Origin of the sequence: Citrobacter sp. R4, from assembly GCF_026719175.1 — a bacterium.
Taxonomy (GTDB): Bacteria; Pseudomonadota; Gammaproteobacteria; order Enterobacterales; family Enterobacteriaceae; genus Citrobacter_A; species Citrobacter_A sedlakii.
Genome location: NZ_JAPPSU010000013.1, coordinates 1 through 21,700, shown reverse-complemented (window position 1 = coordinate 21,700; position 21,700 = coordinate 1). Strand labels below are relative to the sequence as shown.

The following is a 21,700-nucleotide window of genomic DNA, read 5'->3' as shown; positions in this document are numbered from 1 at the left end:
AACTGGTGATTAGCGTTGAGTCATCCCTTCATCCACGATCTCCGCTAAACGTTGTAACCGTGGAACAGATACATCACGCAACATAGTTTGAGGATCTTGGGCGCCGATGACCGAAGCCCATACGGCACGCCCTGCAAGGAATCCGCTCGCGCCACCTTTAATTGCAATACGAACTGCGCGGCCAAATATATCCGCATCAACACCAGAGGAGAGAATGACCCATGGCATTTTCATTTGATCGTTCAGTTTTTGACACGCCGCCAGAAGCATCTGTTCGTCCCCTTTGCCGCCTAATGGCATCTCTGCTTTGTAGAGATCGGCGCCGGTGCCGCCTAACTCAGCCGCAGCAGCCACAATGGCGCTTTCCCTATCAAACTCCCAGCCACGACGTGGTGGACGCACGACGGGTTCAATAATGCTGACCAGACCAGCGCTGCGGCAGCGCTGTACGAATTCATTCACCATATCAAGACGCGCTTGCGCAGGTTCGTCTTCACGCCAAAGTACCAGCAGCTTCATTGCTTTTGCGCCCATTTTACGAGCCTGTTCGGGGTCAACAGCGGTATCAATTTCAACACTATCAACCGGTATACCATTGCCCGGTACGAAATGGTCAGCCGCTACGATCAGGCCACATGTATCCGCTACAGCCCCCTGCGCAACAATTTGATCGAGGCAGAATTGTTTATCAGCGAGAACAGCGGAAGCATAAGGAGACAGGATGCGCGTTGCCGCAACCTTAAAGTCCGTCAATACGCTATCGGCAACGGGTGTGGGATGTCCGGCTGCTGCAAACATCAGGCGCATCGCTTCACGCTGATCAACCGCCAGCATGGCGAATCCACCACCGGGGCGGGAAATATCTTTCAGCGTGTATGGGGTGTTATGGGAAGACATAGTAACTCCTGTGAATGTTTATAGCCTTAAAGTGAGTCCGGGCGGCCCGCCTGCTGACGAACCTGAGATAACAATGCGCTCCAGTCCTGACGACCCCTGCCGTTTTCACTGGCACTGGCATAGTAGGTTTCTGCTGCTACGCCCATATTGAGCGGCGCACCTGTCTGATGAGCGACATCAACTGCGATACGCAGATCCTTCAACGCAAGATCCACCATAAATGCCGGACTAAGGTCTCCTTTCAGTACTTTCCCCGGCCATGTGGTAGTAAAATGTCCTTTGCCTGCGGCGGTACCACTCATCACCTTAATTGCCACATCGAGGCTTAGCCCCAGAGACTCACAAAGGACAGCGGCCTCTGCTGATAAGGCATTCAGTGCAATGCTCATGTAGTTATTGATAAGCTTCACGCGGATCCCCATGCCTGGGCCACCCGCCTCTACCAGTTCATTACCCATACACAGTAGAATGGGGCGCGCGCGTTCGACCTGCTCAGGTGTACCACCAGCCAGAATTAACAGTGTGCCGTCAATGGCGTTAACGGATGTCCTGCCAACAGGTGCATCCATCATGCTGATGCCCCTCTCTTTCATCTCGTGAATCAGCGCATCGGTCTGCAATGGGTGAATAGTGGACATATCAATGACCAGCGCATCATCAGACAGGGATTCGCATACTCCCTCTTCCCCAAACAGAACTTGCCGAACGACGTCGCCATTTGGCAGCATGGTGATCACAACAGCAGCATCTTTGGCGGCGTCAGCTGGCGTTTGCGCCGCAATGGCCCCTTTTTTCACCGCCTCCTCCACAGCCTGCGGATTCAGGTCAAACACACGTAAGGTATGTCCTTTCTGTAAGAGATTGCTGGCCATTGGGCTACCCATCTGCCCCAACCCTAAAAATGCGATAGTTGTCATGAACGCTCTCCAGTCTCTGGTTGGCAAAATAATTACACATAAAGTTCTTTTTCGTCTATTTTTGAGCATATTTGTAATTTATGATGAAAAACGAGACTAGCGTCACCAATTTGATCATTTATGTCATTAAAATAAACAAAAGACGACAGCCTTACACAGGACTAAACAGATATGACCAGAATCGCATGCGTTGGGATCACCGTTCAGGATCGGATTTACTCTCTTAATCACCTGCCTGAGGGTGGAGGGAAATATCAGTCAAATCACTATATGGAGACCGGAGGCGGCCCGGCAGCCACGGCGGCGGTAGCTATTGCCAGGCTCGGCGTTGAAGTGGATTTTATCGGGCGAGTGGGTGACGATAGTTGTGGGAGTACGTTACTTAATGAGCTTCAGGGTTGGGGAGTAAATACCACATATTGCCGTCAGTACCCGAATGCCCGTTCTTCGCAGTCAGCCATTCTGGTTGATCAAGATGGCGAGCGGATCATCGTGAACTATCCGAGCCCTGACCTGAAAACCGATGCGCAATGGCTGGAATCGATCGATTTCACACGTTACGACATTGTTCTGGCTGATGTTCGCTGGCATGAGGGAACGTTAAAAGCTTTTACTCTGGCTCGTGCAGCGGGCGTCATGACCGTCCTGGATGCGGATATGACGCCGCAAGACATCGCCCCACTGGTCGCTCTCGCCGATCATGCCGTATTTTCTGCGCCTGGACTGAAGCGAATGACCGGACGGGAAGATGCCGAACAAGGGCTGAAACACGCGGCGAAACATACCGACGGCAAAGTCTATGTCACACAGGGTAATGAAGGATCGTTATGGATTGAAAATGAGCGTTTGTGTCATCTTCCCGCCTTTTCTGTCAAGGTTGTCGACACGACTGGCGCTGGGGACGTGTTTCATGGCGCAATGGCAGTAGCATTGGCGGAAAAAATGCCGATTGAACAGGCTATTCGCTTCGCCAGTGCGGTCGCCGCAATGAAATGTACACAGGCGGGTGGACGGGCCGGAATTCCTAATCGTGAGCAAACCGAATCATTTTTGTCACTTTATGCGTAAAATAGCCTGCATCGACGAAGAGACGTACAGGAGTATTCATGAGCATCACTGAAGTCACCGGGAACCCACGACACGATCAGCTTATTCATTACATTGCAGAACGCGGCTATATGAATATCGAAGAGTTAGCACAGTTGCTGGATGTGTCCACGCAAACCGTGCGCCGGGATATTCGTAAGCTAAGTGAGCAAGGGCTCATCACTCGCCATCATGGTGGGGCAGGACGGGTTTCCAGCATCATGAATACGGCTTTTGAACAACGGGAACTCTCACTGACACAGGAAAAGCGAGCGATTGCAGAAGCCGTTGCAGACTATCTTCCGGAACGTTGCACCGTATTTATCACTATTGGTACGACGGTAGAAGCCGTTGCCCGCGCCTTGCTCCATCGCCGTGATCTTCGCATCATTACAAACAGCCTGCGGGTGGCGCAAATCCTGTATAAAAACCAGGATATTGAAGTGATGGTGCCCGGTGGGACATTACGCGCGCATAATGGCGGGATTGTGGGGCCGGGTGCTGAGAATTTTATTGCTGGATTCAGAGCCGACTACCTGATTACCAGTATCGGGGCTATCGAACAGGACGGAACACTGCTGGAATTTGATGTTAATGAAGCCCTTGTGGCGAAGACGATGATCAAGCATGCGCGAAATACCTTGCTGGTTGCCGATCATACTAAATTCACCGCATCTGCCGCAGTGTCTATCGGTAATGCACGCCACGTGCGGGCTTTTTTTACAGATGCCCCACCGCCAAATACTTTCAAGCATCTGCTCAATGAAGAGAACGTTGAGCTGGTCATTGCCGAACAGGATGATGCCTGATTTTACAGAGATAAAAAAAGCCGCTGAATTTCAGCGGCTTTTTTTCATTTTTGCTTGCCGGACGATGCCCGGTTTACCCATTACACGCCCGATGCGCTAGCAGGCATTTGGCGGGATTACTCTTCTTTCGGACCACGCATCGCGCGACGGCGATCGTTTTCCGTCAGATGACGCTTACGAATACGGATAGACTGTGGCGTCACTTCTACCAGTTCGTCATCATCGATGAATTCCAGCGCCTGCTCAAGCGTCATCTTAACCGGCGGAACCAGAACCGTTGCTTCGTCCGTACCGGACGCACGCATGTTGGTCAATTTCTTACCGGTCAGGCAGTTTACCGTCAGGTCGTTGGAACGGCTGTGAATACCGATGATTTGGCCTTCATAAACTTCCGCACCGTGTCCCAGGAACAGCTTACCGCGATCCTGCAGACCGAACAGCGCAAACGCCACCGCCTTACCCTGACCGTTGGAGATCAGTACGCCGTTGTTACGCTGGCCCACTTCACCCGGACGCACGTCGTCGTAGTGGCTGAAGGTGGAATACAGCAGACCGGTACCGGACGTCATGGTCATGAATTCGGAACGGAAGCCGATCAGGCCACGGCTTGGGATCACGTAGTCGAGACGCACGCGGCCTTTGCCATCCGGATTCATGTTTTTCAGGTCGCCTTTACGCTCGCCCAGCGCCTGCATCACGGAACCCTGGTGCTGTTCTTCAACGTCCAGCGTCACGTTCTCGAACGGCTCTTGTTTACGGCCATCGATTTCACGGAAGATAACTTTCGGACGGGAAACCGCCATTTCGAAACCTTCACGACGCATGTTTTCGATAAGAACAGACAGGTGAAGTTCACCGCGACCGGATACACGGAACGCGTCCGCATCTTCGGTTTCTTCAACGCGCAGCGCAACGTTGTGTACCAGTTCTTTGTTCAGGCGGTCAAGGATCTGACGAGAGGTAACGTATTTACCTTCTTTACCACAGAATGGCGAGGTGTTGACGTTGAAGAACATGGTGACAGTCGGTTCGTCAACAGACAGCGCTGGCAGCGCTTCCACATTCTGCGGATCGCAAATGGTGTCAGAGATGTTCAGCTCACCCAGACCGGTGATAGCAATGATGTCGCCTGCTTCCGCCAGATCGCTGTCGATACGCTCCAGACCCAGGTGAGTCAGTACCTTACCGACTTTACCGTTACGGGTTTTACCTTCGCTATCAATGATAGTGATCTGCTGGTTCGGCTTCACTTTGCCGCGTTTGATACGGCCAATGCCGATAACGCCAACGTAGTTGTTGTAGTCGAGCTGGGAGATCTGCATCTGGAACGGACCGTCAAGGTCAACGTCCGGCGCAGGTACGTGGTCAACGATCGCCTGGTACAGCGGAGTCATGTCTTCCGCCATATCTTCGTGATCCAGACCAGCAATACCGTTCAGGGCGGATGCGTAAATGATCGGGAAGTCCAGCTGTTCGTCGGTCGCGTCAAGGTTTACAAACAGGTCGAATACCTGATCGACAACCCAGTCCGGACGCGCGCCAGGACGGTCAACTTTGTTGATAACCACGATAGGCTTCAGGCCATGAGCAAAGGCTTTTTTGGTCACGAAGCGCGTCTGCGGCATCGGGCCGTCAAATGCGTCAACCACCAGCAGCACGGAGTCGACCATGGACATGACACGCTCAACTTCACCACCGAAGTCTGCGTGCCCAGGGGTATCAACGATGTTGATACGGTAATCATTCCATTTAATAGCGGTGTTTTTCGCGAGGATAGTAATCCCACGCTCTTTCTCCAAATCGTTGGAGTCCATCACACGCTCTTGAGTTTCGGCACGAGAGTCGAACGTACCGGATTGCTGCAGCAGCTTATCAACCAGGGTAGTTTTACCATGGTCAACGTGCGCGATGATGGCGATGTTACGCAAATTTTCGATCACAACTTTGCCTCAGGCATTAGAAATAGCGCGTTATTGTACACGGATTAATCGCACTACAAAACAGGATCACAAACATCCTCCGCAAACAAGTATTGCAGAGTTTCTTTGTGATCGCTTTCACGGAGCGTTAAAAGGGTTATTCATTGTGCATTGCACCAACATGGTGCTTAATGTTCACATTAAAGCACTATTTTGGTGCAACATACGCAGTATGGTGCAGCCCTTTTGCACGATGGTGCGCATGATAACGCCTTTTAGGGGCAATTTAAAAGTTGGCACAGATTTCGCTTTATCATTTTTACGGCGACACGGCCAAATGATGAAAGAATTGAACACCTCGTTACCACGACGACCATGACCAATCTGGAGAGTTAAGTATGTCCGCTGAACACGTTTTGACGATGCTGAATGAGCACGAAGTGAAGTTTGTCGATCTGCGCTTCACTGATACCAAAGGTAAAGAACAGCACGTCACAATCCCTGCTCATCAGGTGAATGCCGAATTCTTTGAAGAAGGCAAAATGTTTGACGGCTCCTCGATTGGTGGCTGGAAAGGTATCAACGAATCTGACATGGTGCTGATGCCGGACGCCTCTACTGCGGTTATCGACCCGTTCTTCGCAGACTCTACCTTGATCATTCGTTGTGACATCCTGGAACCGGGTACGCTGCAGGGCTATGACCGCGATCCGCGTTCTATCGCCAAGCGCGCGGAAGACTACCTGCGTTCTACCGGCATCGCCGACACGGTGCTGTTCGGGCCAGAACCGGAATTCTTCCTGTTTGACGACATCCGTTTCGGCAGCTCTATCTCCGGTTCCCATGTCGCTATTGACGATATCGAAGGCGCCTGGAACTCTGCCACCCAGTATGAAGGCGGCAACAAAGGCCACCGTCCGGCAGTGAAAGGCGGTTACTTCCCGGTTCCGCCAGTAGACTCCGCTCAGGATATTCGTTCTGAAATGTGCCTGGTGATGGAGCAGATGGGTCTGGTCGTTGAAGCGCACCACCATGAAGTGGCAACCGCAGGTCAGAACGAAGTGGCAACCCGCTTCAACACCATGACCAAAAAAGCGGACGAAATTCAGATTTACAAATATGTGGTTCACAACGTTGCGCACCGCTTCGGTAAAACCGCGACCTTTATGCCAAAACCGATGTTCGGTGATAACGGTTCCGGGATGCACTGCCACATGTCGCTGTCGAAAAACGGCACCAACCTGTTCTCTGGCGACAAGTATGCCGGTCTGTCCGAGCAGGCGCTGTACTACATCGGCGGCGTGATCAAACACGCAAAAGCGATCAACGCCCTGGCGAACCCGACCACCAACTCCTACAAGCGTCTGGTTCCGGGCTACGAAGCGCCAGTCATGCTGGCCTACTCCGCGCGTAACCGTTCCGCATCTATCCGTATCCCGGTAGTGGCTTCTCCGAAAGCGCGTCGTATCGAAGTGCGCTTCCCGGACCCGGCGGCGAACCCGTACCTGTGCTTTGCCGCCCTGCTGATGGCGGGTCTTGACGGTATCAAGAACAAGATCCACCCAGGCGAAGCGATGGACAAAAACCTGTACGACCTGCCGCCGGAAGAAGCGAAAGAGATCCCGCAGGTTGCTGGTTCTCTGGAAGAAGCCCTCAACGAGCTGGATCTGGACCGCGAGTTCCTGAAAGCGGGTGGCGTCTTTACCGATGAAGCTATCGATGCCTACATCGCCCTGCGCCGCGAAGAAAACGACCGCGTACGCATGACGCCGCACCCGGTAGAGTTTGAGCTGTACTACAGCGTTTAATCGTTTTAAGTTGCCGTGGAAACTTTTGCCTGCTCCGGCAGGTTTAAGACTGATGTCGACCCTCATCGCCGCCATTCGGCGTGAAGGTTGTCAGCAATCTGTAGCCCATCATCTGATGGGCTTTTTTCTCCGCCAACAACCTGATCCTTCGCGCTTTTTCTGCGTAAAAGCTATAATGCACTAAAATGGTGCAGACTGTCAGGAGACTGCTGTATGGCAACAGGCACGCCGCCCGATGCTGGGCAGATCCTCAATTCGCTTATCAACAGCATCTTGCTGGTCGACGATGAGCTGGCGGTACACTACGCCAACCCGGCTGCTCAGCAGTTGCTCGCTCAAAGCTCACGCAAACTGTTTGGTACGCCGCTTCCTGAACTCCTGAGCTACTTCTCCTTAAATCTTGAACTCATGCGCGAGAGTTTAGAGGCGGGACAAGGTTTTACGGATAACGAAGTGACGCTGGTGATTGACGGGCGTTCGCATATTCTTTCCGTCACCGCGCAGCGTATGCCGGACGGCCAGATTTTACTGGAGATGGCGCCGATGGATAATCAGCGCCGTCTGAGCCAGGAGCAGCTTCAGCACGCTCAGCAGGTCGCCGCACGCGATCTGGTACGTGGGCTGGCCCATGAGATAAAAAACCCGCTCGGCGGCTTACGCGGCGCGGCGCAACTGTTGAGTAAAGCCCTGCCTGACCCGGCGCTGCTGGAATACACCAAAGTGATCATTGAGCAGGCCGACAGGCTGCGTAACCTGGTCGACCGGTTGTTAGGTCCGCAGATGCCAGGCACCCATGTCACGGAGAGTATTCATAAGGTGGCGGAGCGTGTGGTAGCGCTGGTGTCGATGGAGCTACCGGATAACGTCACGCTGATCCGCGATTACGACCCCAGCCTGCCGGAGTTGCCGCACGACCCGGAGCAGATCGAACAGGTGCTGTTGAATATTGTTCGCAACGCATTACAGGCGCTGGGACCGGAGGGCGGAGAGATCGTGCTGCGCACCCGTACCGCCTTCCAGCTTACGCTGCACGGCGAGCGCTACCGTCTGGCGGCGCGTATTGACGTGGAAGACAACGGGCCGGGGATCCCTTCCCATTTACAGGACACGTTGTTTTATCCGATGGTCAGCGGTCGCGAAGGCGGCACCGGGCTGGGCTTATCCATCGCCCGCAATTTGATCGATCAACATTCCGGCAAAATTGAATTTACCAGTTGGCCAGGGCACACCGAGTTTTCGGTTTATCTGCCTATCAGGAAATAAGGTGACGTTTATGCAACGAGGAATAGTCTGGGTAGTCGATGACGATAGTTCCATCCGTTGGGTGCTTGAACGTGCTCTCGCTGGGGCGGGTCTGAGTTGCACCACATTTGAAAACGGTAACGATGTACTGAACGCACTGGCGAGTAAAACGCCGGACGTATTGTTGTCCGACATTCGGATGCCTGGCATGGACGGGCTGGCGTTGTTAAAGCAGATCAAGCAGCGCCATCCAATGCTTCCGGTCATCATAATGACCGCGCATTCTGATCTGGATGCCGCCGTCAGCGCCTATCAGCAGGGCGCGTTTGATTACCTGCCAAAACCGTTTGATATCGACGAGGCCGTCGCGCTGGTTGAGCGCGCCATCAGCCATTATCAGGAACAGCAGCAGCCGCGCAATATTCAGATCAACGGCCCCACCACCGATATCATCGGCGAAGCGCCCGCCATGCAGGACGTGTTCCGCATTATCGGGCGGCTGTCCCGTTCTTCTATCAGCGTGCTGATTAATGGTGAGTCCGGGACCGGTAAAGAACTGGTCGCCCACGCGCTGCATCGCCATAGCCCACGGGCGAAAGCGCCGTTTATCGCGCTGAACATGGCGGCGATCCCAAAGGACCTGATTGAATCCGAGCTGTTTGGTCATGAAAAAGGGGCGTTTACCGGCGCGAACACCATTCGTCAGGGTCGCTTTGAGCAGGCCGATGGCGGTACGCTATTTCTTGATGAGATCGGCGATATGCCGCTGGATGTGCAGACACGCTTGCTGCGCGTGCTGGCTGACGGTCAGTTTTACCGCGTAGGCGGCTATGCGCCGGTGAAGGTGGATGTGCGAATTATCGCCGCCACGCACCAGAACCTCGAACAGCGGGTACAGGAAGGTAAATTTCGTGAAGACCTGTTCCACCGTTTGAACGTGATACGCGTTCATCTGCCGCCACTGCGCGAACGGCGGGAGGATATTCCACGACTCGCCCGCCACTTCCTTCAGGTCGCAGCGCGTGAACTTGGCGTTGAAGCTAAACTGCTGCACCCGGAAACCGAAGCCGCGCTGACGCGTCTGGCGTGGCCGGGCAACGTTCGACAACTGGAAAATACCTGCCGTTGGTTAACGGTGATGGCGGCCGGTCAGGAGGTGTTGATCCAGGACCTGCCAGGCGAGCTGTTTGAAGCGACAGTGCCAGACAGCCCTTCCCACTTGCAGCCAGACAGTTGGGCGACCCTGCTGGCGCAGTGGGCGGATCGGGCGCTGCGTTCCGGTCATCAAAACCTGCTGTCTGAAGCGCAGCCGGAAATGGAGCGCACCCTGCTGACAACTGCGTTACGCCACACCCAGGGGCATAAACAGGAAGCCGCGCGACTGCTCGGCTGGGGTCGAAATACCCTGACGCGGAAGTTAAAAGAGCTGGGAATGGAGTAAGCGTCGGCGCGCGCGTGTAAAGATTAATAATTGAGCGCAAATTGCCGTTATTTTGCGCTTTACTGTTCCGATGAGTTGAGTATGATCGTGCCCGGCAAACGGGGGACACATTATGCTGGAATCGATTATAAATCTGCTATCAAGCGGAGCGGTCGACAGCCATACGCCACAAACTGCGGTCGCCGCAGTACTGTGCGCGGCGCTGGTTGGGCTGTTCAGCTAACGGAGTGCCGGATAACGCTTACGCTTATCCGGCTAACTCTTTACTGTTCGGCTTAAATCACCCGCGAGAATTGCTGCATCCGCGCTTTCTGACGCAGATAAGCATCGAAGCACATGCAAATGTTGCGAATCAGCAAACGGCCTTTCGCTGTCACCTGAATCCCTTTCGCATTCACATCCACCAGCCCATCTTTCGCCAACGGCGCCAGCAGTTTCAGATCTTCCGCGAAGTAGTCGGCGACATTGAGATCCCATTGCTGTTCAACGGCAGAATAGTCGAGACGGAAATTGCAAATCAGCGACTTGATGACGTCACGACGAATACAGTCGTCACGCGTCAGGGCTATGCCGCGCCACAGCGCATTTCCCTGTTCATCCACTTGCTGATAATAGTGCTTAAGCTCTTTCTGGTTCTGCGCATAGCAGTCGCCAATCATACTGATGGCGGAAACGCCCATCCCCAACAGGTCAGTATCGCCCTGGGTGGTGTAGCCCTGGAAATTACGATGCAAAACGCCTTCACGCTGGGCAATCGCCAGCTCATCGTCCGGACGGGCAAAGTGATCCATGCCAATGAACTGATAGCCGCTCTCTGTCAGCGAGGCGATGGTCTGCTGGAGAATATCCAGCTTCTGCTGAGCACTCGGCAGATCCGCGTCTTTAATCTTACGCTGGGCGGCAAACAGCGTCGGCAGATGCGCGTAGTTAAAGACGCTCAGCCGATCCGGATTCAGTTCCGCCACCCGCTTCAGAGTAAAAGCGAAGCTTTCCGGCGTTTGTTTCGGCAAACCATAAATCAGGTCAATATTGGTGGAGGTAAAACCGATTTCACGGGCATGGTGAAGCAGCGCAAAGATAAACTCTTCGTCCTGTTCGCGGTTGACCAGACGCTGCACCTCTTTATTGAAGTCCTGCACCCCCATGCTCAGACGGTTAAAGCCTTCCGCTCGTAAATGATCGAGCACATCCAGTTCAATTTCGCGCGGATCAACTTCGATCGAGATTTCCGCATCGGCGTTGAAATGGAAATTATCGCGCAGCAGGGTCATTAAGCGGCTGATTTGCGCTTTATTCAAATAGGTTGGCGTACCGCCGCCCCAGTGCAGCTGGCTAACCTGCCGACCAGCAAACAAGGGCGCGCGGTGCAGCATTTCCTGTTCCAGGGCATCCAGATACTGATCGGCTTTGTGCTGCTGGCGGGTGACAATCTTATTGCAACCGCAGAAGTAACAGAGTTTGTGGCAAAACGGAATGTGGACGTACAGCGAGAGCGGACGCTCAGGATAACGCGCAACGGCCTGCAAGAATGCCTGCTCATCAAACGCTTCAGAAAACTCGAGCGCGGTCGGGTACGAGGTATATCGTGGCCCGGAATAGTTATATTTCTGGATCAGGGCCAGATCCCAGTCTATTTGTTGTTCAGACATGCTCACTCCTTCCGATGGCGTCTCTGGCGGGTACGGCGTACCGGCCTCACTCCACTGCGAGTGATAAGCCGGTTGCGCAGCCACTTTTGTCGCCGCGACAACCGTTGTAGTTTAACGAATAACCACACCAGATAACATATAACCGGAAGGGTTATAAGCAGGACGGGAAGGCCCACGGTGTAAACCGTCAGTTACCCCCGCGAAGCAGGCGCATCATATCTTCCTGCTGCTCGTCTTCTTCCTCTTCTTCGTCATCATCGTAGGAGAGGCCCAGCTTCTGCATCAGTTCGTCGATGCGATCCAGTTTGGCATCCACCCAGCTCTGATCTTCGGCGCTCAGGGTTTCGCCAGCTTCCAGACGTTCTAACAGCGCATCCAGGCGCTCATCCGTTTCCAGTAAATCCAACTCAGCCTGCGGTGAAAGCATAGGTTTCTCGCTCTTCGGTTTGTGCTGTTTGGTGACTTTTTCCGTCACGCCCAATGGAATGGGGGTTTTACTGCCAATACGTGGATCTTTTGCTTTTTTCTGGTTTTTTGCGCCCGTCGCCGCGTCACCACCCGTCGCACGACTACCCGCCGCGTGACCACGGTGTTTTTTCTGGCGCTTGCGGTCGCGAGCTTCCTGATTCAGCTCTTCGCGGGTTTTACGGCGCGCCTTTGCAGGCCCTTTGCCGCGTGGTGTAGATGTGGATTTCATAGTGATTCGTCTTTGGCTGTTTTATTCAGTATACATTTGCGCCAGAATCTAGCAGAAATAAAGAAAAAAGGCGACAGATTGCTCTGTCGCCTTTTAACCTGACTCACAACCCTTAACGGGTTCTACATTCCGTGTCGGCTCTCAACGCACCCTGTTTTTCCTTCAGCCTGGAACGTTCCGTGTCTTTTCCATTTCCGTAATCTCAACGTCTCCGGACGTCTGTCTTCCTGACAATCCTGTGTCTTCGCCTCCTGGCGCTCCTGACCCTCATCCTGAGTCGTTTATCCTTCCAGCGTCCTCGCTATAAGTAATACTCTACTCTTTTGACGAAAACAGACAAGCCATCGGGCGTGTAATACAGACATTTTCAGATTATTACACAACGTTAATAGATTGATTTAGTTACTTTAATTGATTTTCAGCCCTGCAATTATGCCTAAATTTCGTATAAGAATTGTCGGCAATGTCTCACAAAGCACAGGGTTTTTGCTTACAGACGTCGTGCGCCGAAAAATCCGTCTTTTGCTGCCGTTCAGGTATAATCGCCGCAAAGCTTTGACTGACGGAGACGACCGCTTTGATTAACTTGAATTATCAACAGACGCATTTTGTGATGAGTGCGCCTGATATTCGCCATTTACCTTCCGACACCGGAATTGAAGTGGCTTTTGCTGGCCGTTCTAACGCAGGCAAATCCAGTGCGCTGAATACGCTGACCAATCAGAAAAGCCTGGCGCGGACCTCAAAAACGCCTGGCCGTACCCAGCTTATTAACCTGTTTGAAGTGGTCGACGGCAAACGCCTCGTTGACCTGCCTGGCTATGGCTACGCCGAAGTACCAGAGGAAATGAAGCGTAAATGGCAGCGCGCGCTGGGTGAGTATCTTGAAAAACGTCAGAGCCTGCAGGGTCTGGTTGTGCTAATGGACATTCGCCATCCACTGAAAGATCTCGATCAGCAAATGATTCAATGGGCGGTTGAAAGCAATATCCAGGTACTGGTTCTGCTGACCAAAGCGGACAAACTGGCAAGCGGCGCGCGTAAGGCGCAGTTAAATAAAGTACGCGAAGCAGTGCTGGCTTTTAATGGCGATGTACAGGTTGAAGCGTTTTCGTCGCTGAAGAAACAGGGCGTGGATAAGTTGCGGCAGAAACTGGACAGTTGGTTTAGCGATTTGGCGCCGGTAGAAGACGTACAGGACGAAGCGTAAGTTTCGTCATGCCGGATAGCGGCGTGAATGCCTTATCCGGCCTACGGACTCATCTTTATAGCAGAAAGAACGCAATAAAAAACGCCCCAGTCAGAAACTGACTGGGGCGGCTAAAATATTCAGCCAAATCCGATTACGTGAAGTAAAAGGTCTGAAAGATAGAACATCTTACCTCTGTACCCTACGCGAATAACTTTACTCTTTTTTAAGCAGCTCAGAAAGCACTTTTTGTAATTTTTTTTCATTCTTTACATAAGGAATTCCAATACTCATCACAAAATGCTTCTGCTTATGTTGCTTACTTACGAAAAAGGTGAGTTATTCCGCGTCCTCTTAGTGCGCCTGATCCCAGTTTTCACCGCTACCGACTTCCACCAGCAACGGTACGTCAATGCGCGTACAGTTTTCCATCAATTGGTGGATCTGCTTCGACACGGCATCCAGGTCGTCTTTATGCACTTCGAACACCAGTTCATCGTGCACCTGCATGATCATACGAACGCGCGGCTGCTCGCTTTCCAGCCAGGCATCAACGGCAATCATCGCACGTTTGATGATATCGGCGGCGGTGCCCTGCATCGGGGCGTTGATCGCCGCACGCTCAGCACCTGCGCGGCGCGCGCCGTTGCTGGACTTAATATCCGGCAGATAGAGACGGCGGCCCTCCAGCGTTTCAACGTAGCTCTGCTCTTTCGCCTGGGCACGCGTACGCTCCATATACTCCAGAACGCCAGGATAACGCTCGAAGTAGAGATCCATATACTTCTGCGCTTCCTTGCGCGGAATGTTGAGCTGGCGCGCCAGACCAAAGGCGCTCATGCCGTAGATCAGGCCAAAGTTGATCGCTTTCGCGCTGCGACGCTGTTCATTCGTCACGGTGTCCAACGGCAGGCCAAACACTTCCGCCGCGGTGGCGCGGTGGATATCTTTGCCTTCTGCAAACGCGGTCAGCAGCCCTTTGTCACGCGACAGATGCGCCATAATGCGCAGTTCAATCTGCGAATAGTCGGCAGACACAATAACGTAGTCCTTCGGCGGGATGAACGCCTGACGGATACGACGTCCTTCTTCGTTACGTACCGGAATATTTTGCAGGTTCGGGTCGGTGGACGACAAACGCCCGGTTGCGGTGACGGCCTGATGATACGACGTATGTACGCGCCCGGTTTTCGGGTTAATCATTAACGGCAGTTTGTCAGTGTAGGTCGATTTCAGCTTCGCCAGGCCACGATACTCCAGTATCACCTTCGGCAGTGGGTAATCCAACGCCAGCTCTTCCAGCACCTCTTCCGACGTTGACGGCGCGCCTCCTGGGGTTTTCTTCAACGGCTTGATCCCCTGTTTTTCAAACAGGATGGTTTGCAGTTGTTTGGTTGAAGAAAGATTAAACGCTTCTCCTGCGATGTCGTGCGCTTTCTGCTCCAGCTCCGCCAGACGCAGCGTAATCTCTTCTGAATGCTTGTGCAGAACCGCCGGGTCGATCATCACACCGTTGCGCTCAACGCGGGAAAGCACCGGCACCAGCGGCATTTCGATGTTTTCAAAAACGTTCAGCGGTCCTTTATGCTGCTGAAGTTCTGGCCACATTTTCAGATGCAGTTGTAACGTGACGTCCGCATCTTCTGCCGCGTAGCGCCCCGCCTCTTCCAGGGCAATCTGGTTAAAGGTCAGCTGATTTTTGCCTTTGCCAGCAATCTCTTCGAAGGTGATGGTTTTGTGTTTCAGCCAGCGATCGGAGAGACTGTCCATATCGTGACGTCCGGCCACGCTGTTCAGGATGTAGGACTCCAGCATGGTATCAAAGGCAATGCCGCGCAGTTCTATGCCATAGTTCGCCAGAATGCCGCGATCGTATTTCAGGTTTTGCCCAACCTTGCGGACATTTTCGTCTTCCAGCAGCGGCTTGAGCAGTTCCAGCGCGCGGTCACGGGCGATCTGATCCGGCGCATCCAGATAATCATGCGCAACCGGAACATACGCCGCCACGCCGGGTTCAATAGCAAACGACAGTCCCACCAGGTTGGCGGTGAGGTTATCAAGGCTGTCCGTTTCAGTATCAAAAGCGAACACTGGCGCTTTTTTCAACTTCGCGATCCACGTTTTCAGCGTCGCTTCATCAAGGATGGTGACGTAGTTGTCATAAGAGAGCGCGGCGGCAGGTACGTCAGCGGCTTCATCAATCACAATCGTCTCTTGCGGTTTAGCCGCAGGCTTCGCGCCCTTCGCTTGCAGCCATTTTCCAGCCTCGACATCGGCGGTCCAGCGTTTGAACTCGTATTTGCGGAACAGGCCCAGCAGCTCATCGGCAATCGGCTGCTGTACAGCCAGTTGTTCACAGGTCAGTTCCAGTTCGACGTCGGTTTTAATGGTTGCCAGCTGGTAAGAGAGATAAGCAACTTCTTTATTTTGCTCAAGTTTACCCGCCATCGTTTTCGCCCCGCGGAAGGTCAGTCCGGCGATTTTCTCCGGCTCGGCATAGAGAGTATCAAGTCCTCCCAGCCCCTGGAGCAGCGCCTGGGCGGTCTTCTCGCCGACCCCCGGTACGCCCGGTATGTTGTCCGAGGAATCGCCCATCAGCGCCAGAAAGTCGATGATAAGCTCTGGCGGTACGCCATATTTATTGACCACTTCCTCCGGGCCCAGAATCGTGTTGGTCATGGTGTTGATCAGCGTAATATTGGGCGTAACCAGCTGCGCCATATCTTTATCACCGGTGCTGATCAGCACCGGACGGCCCACCTTCTCGGCCTCGCGCGCGAGGGTGCCGATCACATCGTCCGCTTCCACGCCCGATACAGCCAATAATGGCAGACCCATCGCTTTCACCATCGCGTGCAGCGGCTCGATTTGCGCACGCAAGTCATCCGGCATCGGTGGGCGATGCGATTTGTAATGCTCGAATAACTCGTCACGGAAGGTTTTGCCTTTAGCATCAAACACCACTGCGGCATGCGTTGGCTGATACTGCAGGATCAGGCTGCGCAGCATGTTGAGGACGCCATACATCGCGCCTGTCGGCTCCCCCGCGCTGTTGGTCAGCGGCGGGAACGCATGGTATGCGCGATAAAGATAAGAGGAGCCATCTACAAGGATAAGTGGGTTTTCTGGGATCTGAACCATAATGTCCGTGCCTGTTTATCAGATTATGGGTAAAGGATGCCACAGACGGGATGAAAACATCAGTTTTTCGCCGCATTTGTAGGAATTCTTTTGTCGATCTTCGGGATCGCTCGCAACATTATCTGTGGATAACTTTGTGCATAATTAGTTTTCTTCGATTTAATTTCAAATGCATATTTTTGCGATAACTCATTTTACATATTATTTTCAATGAGTTATAAAATTAACCAGGAATTTTCCTCACCTTTTCAGCGAAATATGAAATGTGGATAGATAAGCCGTCTTTTTTGAATCAGCGAAGATCCGTCATTTGGATCGTTTTCTGATAAAATCAGCCACCTTGCGCATTTAAGCGCACTGTTTATGGCTAATCCTTTGAATACATTATTGATGACGAGATTGCTCGCTTCGCTGACGTTATTGCTTAGCATCGTACTGACCATTTTAGTCACTATTATCTGCTCTGTGCCGATCATCGTTGCCGGGATCGTAAAGCTTCTGCTCCCCGTCCCCAGCGTTTGGCGCAGGGTCTCCCTGTTTTGTAATTTTATGATGTACTGCTGGTGCGAAGGGCTGGCGCTGCTGCTACATCTAAATCCCTGGCTGAAATGGGATGTGGAAGGTCTGGAAGGGCTGAGCAAGAAAAACTGGTATCTGCTGGTTTGTAATCACCATAGCTGGGCAGATATCGTGGTACTTTGCGTACTCTTTCGTAAACACATTCCCATGAATAAGTACTTTCTCAAGCAGCAGTTAGCATGGGTACCTTTTATTGGCCTCGCCTGCTGGGCGCTGGATATGCCGTTTATGAAGCGCTATTCGCGCGCTTATTTGCTGCGCCACCCGGAGCGGCGCGGTAAAGACGTGGAAACGACCCGCCGCTCGTGCGAGAAATTTCGTGCGCATCCGACAACCATCGTAAATTTTGTCGAAGGTTCCCGCTTTACTGAAGAAAAGCGCCAGCAAACCCGTTCACCGTATAAGAATCTGCTGGCGCCTAAAGCCGCGGGGATCGCAATGGCGCTAAACGTGCTGGGCGCCCAGTTCGACAAATTGCTTAATGTCACATTGTGCTACCCGGAGAATGACCAGACGCCCTTCTACGACATGTTGAGAGGTAAGCTGACGCGCATTGTGGTTCGCGTGGATATGCAGCCCGTTACCCGGCAACTGCACGGGGACTACGTTAACGATAAAGACTTTAAGCGCCATTTCCAGCGCTGGCTGAATACGCTGTGGAGTGAAAAAGACGCCCAAATAGAGGCAATAAAAGCTGAAAATAATAAAGCCGGTCAGTGACCGGCTTTATTATTATTTTTTGCTGACCAGATATTTCACGGTATCTGCGTACTGCTGTACAAAGATATCCATGCTGCTGGTGTCCATCCCCTGCGGATTCACCTGATATTTGCCGTTAACAAACATCGCCGGAACGCCACTCAGTTCCAGGTCGGCCGCCGCTTTTTCCTGCTGTGCGACCAGTGATTTCACCACAAAGCTGTTCCACGCCGCGTCGTAGTCTTCACCCTTAACGCCAGCATCAACGAACACTTTACGAATATCCGCTACGCTTTGTACTGTCTGGTTTTTCTGTACCGCTTCGAACATCGGCACGGTTACTTTATCTTCCACACCCAGCGCCATCGCTACGGCCCACGCCTGGGTCAGATCTTTACCCAACGGGCCGAGGAATTCGACGTGGTATTTGGTCATTTTGACGCCTTCCGGCAGTTTTTTCTTCACGTTATCAGAAACATGAAGCACTTCTTCGAACTGGTAGCAGTGTGGGCAATAAAAAGAGAAGAATTCCAGCACCTGCGGTTCACCGGCAACGGGCTTTTCCAGTGTGGAGTACTGCTTGCCATCCTGGAATTGCGCTGCCGATGCGCTAAAAGCTAAAACCATACCAGCCAGCGCCAGCCAAATCTTTTTCATGATTGCGTCTCCGATTAATACATAGGTGTTAATTGTAATGGGGGTTCGTGCAGGATTTTAGTCTGCTCGATGAACGTCGCGGTCTGACGCTGCCAGTAATCTTCCCCGGTTAACCACGGGAAATTCTTAGGAAAGGCAGGATCGTCCCAACGACGCATCAGCCAGGCCAGATAATAAACTAAACGCATCGCGCGTAAAGGCTCTATTAGCCCGATTTCAGCCGGATTAAATTCACTAAATTCTTCATACGCTTCGATAATCGCTTCCAGCTGCATGCGCTGTTCCGCTTTGTCTCCATTCAGAAGCATCCAGAGATCCTGTATAGCCGGACCATTACGGGAATCATCTAAATCCACAAACAGGGGTCCATCGCGCCAGAGAATGTTCCCGACATGACAGTCGCCGTGTAGTCGCAGCATGTCAAACGATGTATGCCAGCGATCCGTCACCGCTGCGATCAGCGCATCGGTCGCTTTCAGGAAGGCCGCTTTCTGTCCGGAGGGAATAAGTACGGCATGCTCAAACAGTTTGCGCGGTTCAGTGAGGTATTCTTCCAGACCGATGGTGGGGCGGAACGTAAAAGGCTGACGTCGTCCGGTACGGTGCATACGCCCAAGATAGCGGCCAACGGACTCCATCTGATCGATATTATCCGCTTCAAACTGTCGGCCGCCTACGCTCGGGAAGATGGCGAAGTGGAATCCCTGATGATGCAACAGCGTCTGGCCATCAAAGGCCAGCGGTGCGGCCACCGGAACATCATCATTCACCAGTTCCTGCGCAAAATGATGCTCTTCCAGGATCTGTTCAACGGACCAGCGCTCAGGGCGATAGAATTTCACAACAAAACGCTGACGATCTTCATCCTGAAACTGATAGACGCGGTTTTCGTAGCTGTTCAGCGGGGTCAGTCCGGAATCCACCCGGATCCCCTGTTCAAACAGCGCATCCATGATGGTATCCGGGTGTAATGTCTGGAAAGTAAAAGCGTTATCGTTCATCCCATCATCCGGAAAATGCTTTGAATGATTCAGGATATCATTTCATGACGGTTTCGGTTGCGCCGCTTACAAGCTTTTACTCTTTAATTACGCCGCGTGCGCGCAGCAACGCCGTTTTGAAATCTTCCTCGTAGTCTTTCTGAATCCCGGGAATAACGGCGTCTTTGGCAGAGTCGCGCATTTTCAGGTGATAGATCAGAATGTCGTCAGTTAAATCCGCCAGCTCGCCGTCAAAACCTGACTCTTTGGCCAGTTTCTGCAAAAATTGCAGCAGGTTCAGGTCTGGCTCCTTTTGCCAGGCAGGCTGGAGGAGTTCAATAACTTCATTCAGACGTTTACATTTCATGGTAGTGCTCCTTACTCTTGAGACAGACACGTTAGCAGGGTCAATCCCACAATAAAAGAGGCGATATCAGTGAATGAGGATAGTGCAATAACAGGGGTTGTGCTGGCGGGCGGAAAAGCCAGGCGAATGGGCGGAATAGATAAGGGGTTACTTGAACTGCAAGGGAAGCCGCTGTGGAAACACGTTGCCGATACGCTCTTATCGCAACTGGATAGTGTGATGGTGAACGCAAACCGCCATCTTGATCGCTATCGCGCCGGTGGGCTGAAGGTTATCACCGATTCACTGGAGGATTACCCTGGTCCGCTCGCCGGTATGCTTTCCGTTTTTCAGCAGGCGGAAGGCGACTGGTTTCTGTTTTGCCCGTGCGACACGCCGTTTATTCCTGATGATTTGGTCGCTCGCTTGCGACATCAGCGACACAATGCGCCAGTGGTATGGGTTCACGATGGCGAGCGGGATCATCCTACCATCGCGCTGGTAAACCGCTCGGTTCAGCCATTTTTGCAGCAGTATTTGTGCTCTGGTGAGCGCCGGGTAATGGTTTTTATGCGCCAGGCAGGCGGACATGCCGTTGATTTCAGCGATTGCAAAGAAGCTTTCGTAAACGTGAATACACTTGAGGAACTTGCCAGATGGCAGGACAAACCATAATCCCTTTACTGGCGATAGCTGCATGGAGTGGAACCGGAAAAACCACGCTGTTAAAAAAGCTGATTCCAGCGCTTTGCGCCAGCGGCGTCCGTCCGGGTTTGATCAAGCACACCCATCATAATATGGACGTGGATAAGCCAGGTAAAGACAGTTATGAACTGCGTAAAGCAGGAGCCATGCAAACCCTGGTCGCCAGCCAGCAGCGTTGGGCTCTGATGACTGAAACGCCGGAAGAAGCAGAGTTGGATTTAGCGTATCTGGCAAATCAGATGGATGCTTCTAAGCTGGACCTGGTGCTGGTAGAAGGGTTCAAGCATGAAACAGTGGCGAAGATCCTATTATTCCGCCAGGAATGCGGCCACGGGGTGGATGAACTGGCTGTAGACGAGCATGTCATTGCGATTGCCAGTGATGTGCCGCTTGACATGAGCGTACCCGTTCTGGATATAAATGATATACCGCAGATCGCCACCTTTGTTTTGGACTGGCTGAAGGGGTATTCCTCGCCGTCGCCCGAATAAGGCAAAGCCGCCATCCCGTGCCGGATGGCGCTGCGCTGAGATGGCCTGTGCCAGAAACGCAAAAAGCCCATCCGTCAGGATGGGCTTTTCACTTGTTTGATGCCTGGCAGTTCCCTACTCTCGCATGGGGAGACCCCACACTACCATCGGCGCTACGGCGTTTCACTTCTGAGTTCGGCATGGGGTCAGGTGGGACCACCGCGCTACGGCCGCCAGGCAAATTCTTTGTGCTCTGTACGCAATACTTTATCGCATCAGCAGCGCTGGCTGCGCAAACTATTGCGTACTTAACTCTGAATCTGAGCTGAAAATCTTCTCAATTCCGCCAAAACATCTTCGGCGTTGTAAGGTTAAGCCTCACGGTTCATTAGTACCGGTTAGCTCAACGCATCGCTGCGCTTACACACCCGGCCTATCAACGTCGTCGTCTTCAACGTTCCTTCAGGAG

20 protein-coding genes, 2 rRNA genes and 1 pseudogene are annotated in these 21,700 nt (G+C 52.7%); 10 read left to right on the top strand and 13 right to left on the bottom strand.

What is annotated here, in order from left to right; all coding sequences use genetic code 11:
* Nucleotides 1–9 precede the first annotated feature (9 nt).
* Together OOJ60_RS20530 and yihU are read right to left on the bottom strand one after the other, a co-directional pair.
* Nucleotides 10–897 (bottom strand): aldolase, encoded by an 888-nt coding sequence (locus tag OOJ60_RS20530; protein ID WP_199957751.1) that lies wholly within the window; start codon nucleotides 895–897, stop codon nucleotides 10–12.
* 26 nt (nucleotides 898–923) lie between these two features.
* Entirely contained in the window at nucleotides 924–1,814 is an 891-nt protein-coding gene (gene yihU, locus OOJ60_RS20525) for a sulfolactaldehyde 3-reductase (RefSeq protein WP_042292436.1), read from the bottom strand.
* Nucleotides 1,815–1,985: 171 nt separating this feature from the next.
* On the opposite strand from yihU, the gene OOJ60_RS20520 reads away from it, so the two are divergent.
* Both OOJ60_RS20520 and OOJ60_RS20515 read left to right on the top strand, forming a co-directional pair.
* Nucleotides 1,986–2,882: a sugar kinase gene (locus OOJ60_RS20520; protein WP_205613103.1), complete on the top strand. Its 897-nt coding sequence runs from the start codon at nucleotides 1,986–1,988 to the stop codon at nucleotides 2,880–2,882.
* A 38-nt stretch (nucleotides 2,883–2,920) separates the two neighbouring features.
* Complete coding sequence (locus OOJ60_RS20515; RefSeq protein ID WP_042292431.1) at nucleotides 2,921–3,709, top strand: DeoR/GlpR family DNA-binding transcription regulator; 789 nt, start codon at nucleotides 2,921–2,923, stop codon at nucleotides 3,707–3,709.
* A gap of 116 nt (nucleotides 3,710–3,825) precedes the next feature.
* Here the strand turns inward: OOJ60_RS20515 and typA are convergent, their stop codons facing one another.
* Nucleotides 3,826–5,649 carry a ribosome-dependent GTPase TypA gene (gene typA, locus OOJ60_RS20510; protein WP_042292429.1) on the bottom strand — a complete coding sequence of 608 codons (1,824 nt, stop codon included), beginning with the start codon at nucleotides 5,647–5,649 and terminating at the stop codon, nucleotides 3,826–3,828.
* Nucleotides 5,650–6,026: 377 nt separating this feature from the next.
* Here typA and glnA point away from each other — a divergent pair, with 377 nt between their 5' ends.
* The 4 genes from glnA (at nucleotide 6,027) to OOJ60_RS20490 (ending at nucleotide 10,342) form a co-directional block, all read left to right on the top strand.
* The gene (glnA, locus tag OOJ60_RS20505; protein WP_042292427.1) at nucleotides 6,027–7,436 is read left to right on the top strand and encodes a glutamate--ammonia ligase; all 1,410 of its coding nucleotides are present in this window, start codon (nucleotides 6,027–6,029) and stop codon (nucleotides 7,434–7,436) included.
* Nucleotides 7,437–7,649: 213 nt separating this feature from the next.
* Nucleotides 7,650–8,699, top strand: coding sequence for a nitrogen regulation protein NR(II) (gene glnL / locus OOJ60_RS20500; protein WP_042292424.1), 1,050 nt, complete (start codon nucleotides 7,650–7,652; stop codon nucleotides 8,697–8,699).
* Nucleotides 8,700–8,709: 10 nt separating this feature from the next.
* A complete protein-coding gene (glnG, locus tag OOJ60_RS20495) occupies nucleotides 8,710–10,119 on the top strand; it encodes a nitrogen regulation protein NR(I) (RefSeq protein WP_042292676.1) in 1,410 nt (469 codons plus the stop codon).
* 112 nt (nucleotides 10,120–10,231) lie between these two features.
* Entirely contained in the window at nucleotides 10,232–10,342 is a 111-nt protein-coding gene (locus OOJ60_RS20490) for a YshB family small membrane protein (protein ID WP_090050632.1), read from the top strand.
* Nucleotides 10,343–10,394: 52 nt separating this feature from the next.
* Here the strand turns inward: OOJ60_RS20490 and hemN are convergent, their stop codons facing one another.
* From hemN to OOJ60_RS24775, 3 genes and pseudogenes are all read right to left on the bottom strand, one after another.
* Nucleotides 10,395–11,768, bottom strand: a complete 1,374-nt coding sequence (gene hemN / locus OOJ60_RS20485; protein ID WP_205613102.1) for an oxygen-independent coproporphyrinogen III oxidase — start codon at nucleotides 11,766–11,768, stop codon at nucleotides 10,395–10,397.
* Nucleotides 11,769–11,955: 187 nt separating this feature from the next.
* Entirely contained in the window at nucleotides 11,956–12,465 is a 510-nt protein-coding gene (yihI, locus tag OOJ60_RS20480; RefSeq protein ID WP_042292418.1) for a Der GTPase-activating protein YihI, read from the bottom strand.
* A gap of 112 nt (nucleotides 12,466–12,577) precedes the next feature.
* Nucleotides 12,578–12,830 (bottom strand): annotated as a pseudogene (locus OOJ60_RS24775) (hypothetical protein).
* 212 nt (nucleotides 12,831–13,042) lie between these two features.
* Between OOJ60_RS24775 and yihA the strand changes: the two are divergent.
* On the top strand, nucleotides 13,043–13,675 hold the full coding sequence (yihA, locus tag OOJ60_RS20475) for a ribosome biogenesis GTP-binding protein YihA/YsxC (RefSeq protein WP_042292415.1): 633 nt from the start codon (nucleotides 13,043–13,045) through the stop codon (nucleotides 13,673–13,675).
* A 119-nt stretch (nucleotides 13,676–13,794) separates the two neighbouring features.
* Here yihA and OOJ60_RS24900 read toward each other — a convergent pair whose 3' ends face one another.
* Complete coding sequence (locus OOJ60_RS24900) at nucleotides 13,795–13,842, bottom strand: spot 42 RNA, inhibition of DNA synthesis (protein ID WP_071892919.1); 48 nt, start codon at nucleotides 13,840–13,842, stop codon at nucleotides 13,795–13,797.
* Between the two features lie 166 nt (nucleotides 13,843–14,008).
* The gene (gene polA / locus OOJ60_RS20470) at nucleotides 14,009–16,795 is read right to left on the bottom strand and encodes a DNA polymerase I (RefSeq protein ID WP_205613101.1); all 2,787 of its coding nucleotides are present in this window, start codon (nucleotides 16,793–16,795) and stop codon (nucleotides 14,009–14,011) included.
* 363 nt (nucleotides 16,796–17,158) lie between these two features.
* On the opposite strand from polA, the gene OOJ60_RS20465 reads away from it, so the two are divergent.
* Complete coding sequence (locus OOJ60_RS20465) at nucleotides 17,159–18,094, top strand: acyltransferase (RefSeq protein ID WP_205613100.1); 936 nt, start codon at nucleotides 17,159–17,161, stop codon at nucleotides 18,092–18,094.
* Nucleotides 18,095–18,106: 12 nt separating this feature from the next.
* Here OOJ60_RS20465 and dsbA read toward each other — a convergent pair whose 3' ends face one another.
* From dsbA to OOJ60_RS20450, 3 genes are all read right to left on the bottom strand, one after another.
* On the bottom strand, nucleotides 18,107–18,730 hold the full coding sequence (gene dsbA, locus OOJ60_RS20460; protein WP_042292408.1) for a thiol:disulfide interchange protein DsbA: 624 nt from the start codon (nucleotides 18,728–18,730) through the stop codon (nucleotides 18,107–18,109).
* 14 nt (nucleotides 18,731–18,744) lie between these two features.
* Nucleotides 18,745–19,731, bottom strand: coding sequence for a serine/threonine protein kinase (locus OOJ60_RS20455; protein ID WP_205613099.1), 987 nt, complete (start codon nucleotides 19,729–19,731; stop codon nucleotides 18,745–18,747).
* A gap of 76 nt (nucleotides 19,732–19,807) precedes the next feature.
* Complete coding sequence (locus OOJ60_RS20450) at nucleotides 19,808–20,077, bottom strand: YihD family protein (RefSeq protein ID WP_012133952.1); 270 nt, start codon at nucleotides 20,075–20,077, stop codon at nucleotides 19,808–19,810.
* 69 nt (nucleotides 20,078–20,146) lie between these two features.
* Between OOJ60_RS20450 and mobA the strand changes: the two genes are divergently transcribed.
* Together mobA and mobB are read left to right on the top strand one after the other, a co-directional pair.
* Nucleotides 20,147–20,731, top strand: coding sequence for a molybdenum cofactor guanylyltransferase MobA (mobA, locus tag OOJ60_RS20445; RefSeq protein ID WP_181822245.1), 585 nt, complete (start codon nucleotides 20,147–20,149; stop codon nucleotides 20,729–20,731).
* On the top strand, nucleotides 20,713–21,252 hold the full coding sequence (gene mobB, locus OOJ60_RS20440; protein ID WP_205613098.1) for a molybdopterin-guanine dinucleotide biosynthesis protein MobB: 540 nt from the start codon (nucleotides 20,713–20,715) through the stop codon (nucleotides 21,250–21,252). The genes mobA and mobB overlap by 19 nt, the downstream gene beginning before the upstream one ends.
* A gap of 101 nt (nucleotides 21,253–21,353) precedes the next feature.
* Here the strand turns inward: mobB and rrf are convergent.
* Both rrf and OOJ60_RS20430 read right to left on the bottom strand, forming a co-directional pair.
* A 5S ribosomal RNA gene (rrf, locus tag OOJ60_RS20435) occupies nucleotides 21,354–21,469 on the bottom strand.
* Nucleotides 21,470–21,598: 129 nt separating this feature from the next.
* Nucleotides 21,599–21,700: ribosomal RNA gene (locus tag OOJ60_RS20430) — 23S ribosomal RNA — on the bottom strand; the annotation flags it as partial.

Excerpts from the sequence above, each read along its gene's own strand:
- OOJ60_RS20530 (WP_199957751.1), bottom strand. The coding sequence starts at position 897 with ATGTCTTCCCATAACACCCCATACACGCTGAAAGATATTTCCCGCCCC.
- yihU (WP_042292436.1), bottom strand. The coding sequence starts at position 1,814 with ATGACAACTATCGCATTTTTAGGGTTGGGGCAGATGGGTAGCCCAATG.
- OOJ60_RS20520 (WP_205613103.1), top strand. The coding sequence starts at position 1,986 with ATGACCAGAATCGCATGCGTTGGGATCACCGTTCAGGATCGGATTTAC.
- OOJ60_RS20515 (WP_042292431.1), top strand. The coding sequence starts at position 2,921 with ATGAGCATCACTGAAGTCACCGGGAACCCACGACACGATCAGCTTATT.
- glnA (WP_042292427.1), top strand. The coding sequence starts at position 6,027 with ATGTCCGCTGAACACGTTTTGACGATGCTGAATGAGCACGAAGTGAAG.
- glnL (WP_042292424.1), top strand. The coding sequence starts at position 7,650 with ATGGCAACAGGCACGCCGCCCGATGCTGGGCAGATCCTCAATTCGCTT.
- glnG (WP_042292676.1), top strand. The coding sequence starts at position 8,710 with ATGCAACGAGGAATAGTCTGGGTAGTCGATGACGATAGTTCCATCCGT.
- OOJ60_RS20490 (WP_090050632.1), top strand. The coding sequence starts at position 10,232 with ATGCTGGAATCGATTATAAATCTGCTATCAAGCGGAGCGGTCGACAGC.
- hemN (WP_205613102.1), bottom strand. The coding sequence starts at position 11,768 with ATGTCTGAACAACAAATAGACTGGGATCTGGCCCTGATCCAGAAATAT.
- yihI (WP_042292418.1), bottom strand. The coding sequence starts at position 12,465 with ATGAAATCCACATCTACACCACGCGGCAAAGGGCCTGCAAAGGCGCGC.
- polA (WP_205613101.1), bottom strand. The coding sequence starts at position 16,795 with ATGGTTCAGATCCCAGAAAACCCACTTATCCTTGTAGATGGCTCCTCT.
- OOJ60_RS20465 (WP_205613100.1), top strand. The coding sequence starts at position 17,159 with ATGGCTAATCCTTTGAATACATTATTGATGACGAGATTGCTCGCTTCG.
- dsbA (WP_042292408.1), bottom strand. The coding sequence starts at position 18,730 with ATGAAAAAGATTTGGCTGGCGCTGGCTGGTATGGTTTTAGCTTTTAGC.
- OOJ60_RS20455 (WP_205613099.1), bottom strand. The coding sequence starts at position 19,731 with ATGAACGATAACGCTTTTACTTTCCAGACATTACACCCGGATACCATC.
- OOJ60_RS20450 (WP_012133952.1), bottom strand. The coding sequence starts at position 20,077 with ATGAAATGTAAACGTCTGAATGAAGTTATTGAACTCCTCCAGCCTGCC.
- mobB (WP_205613098.1), top strand. The coding sequence starts at position 20,713 with ATGGCAGGACAAACCATAATCCCTTTACTGGCGATAGCTGCATGGAGT.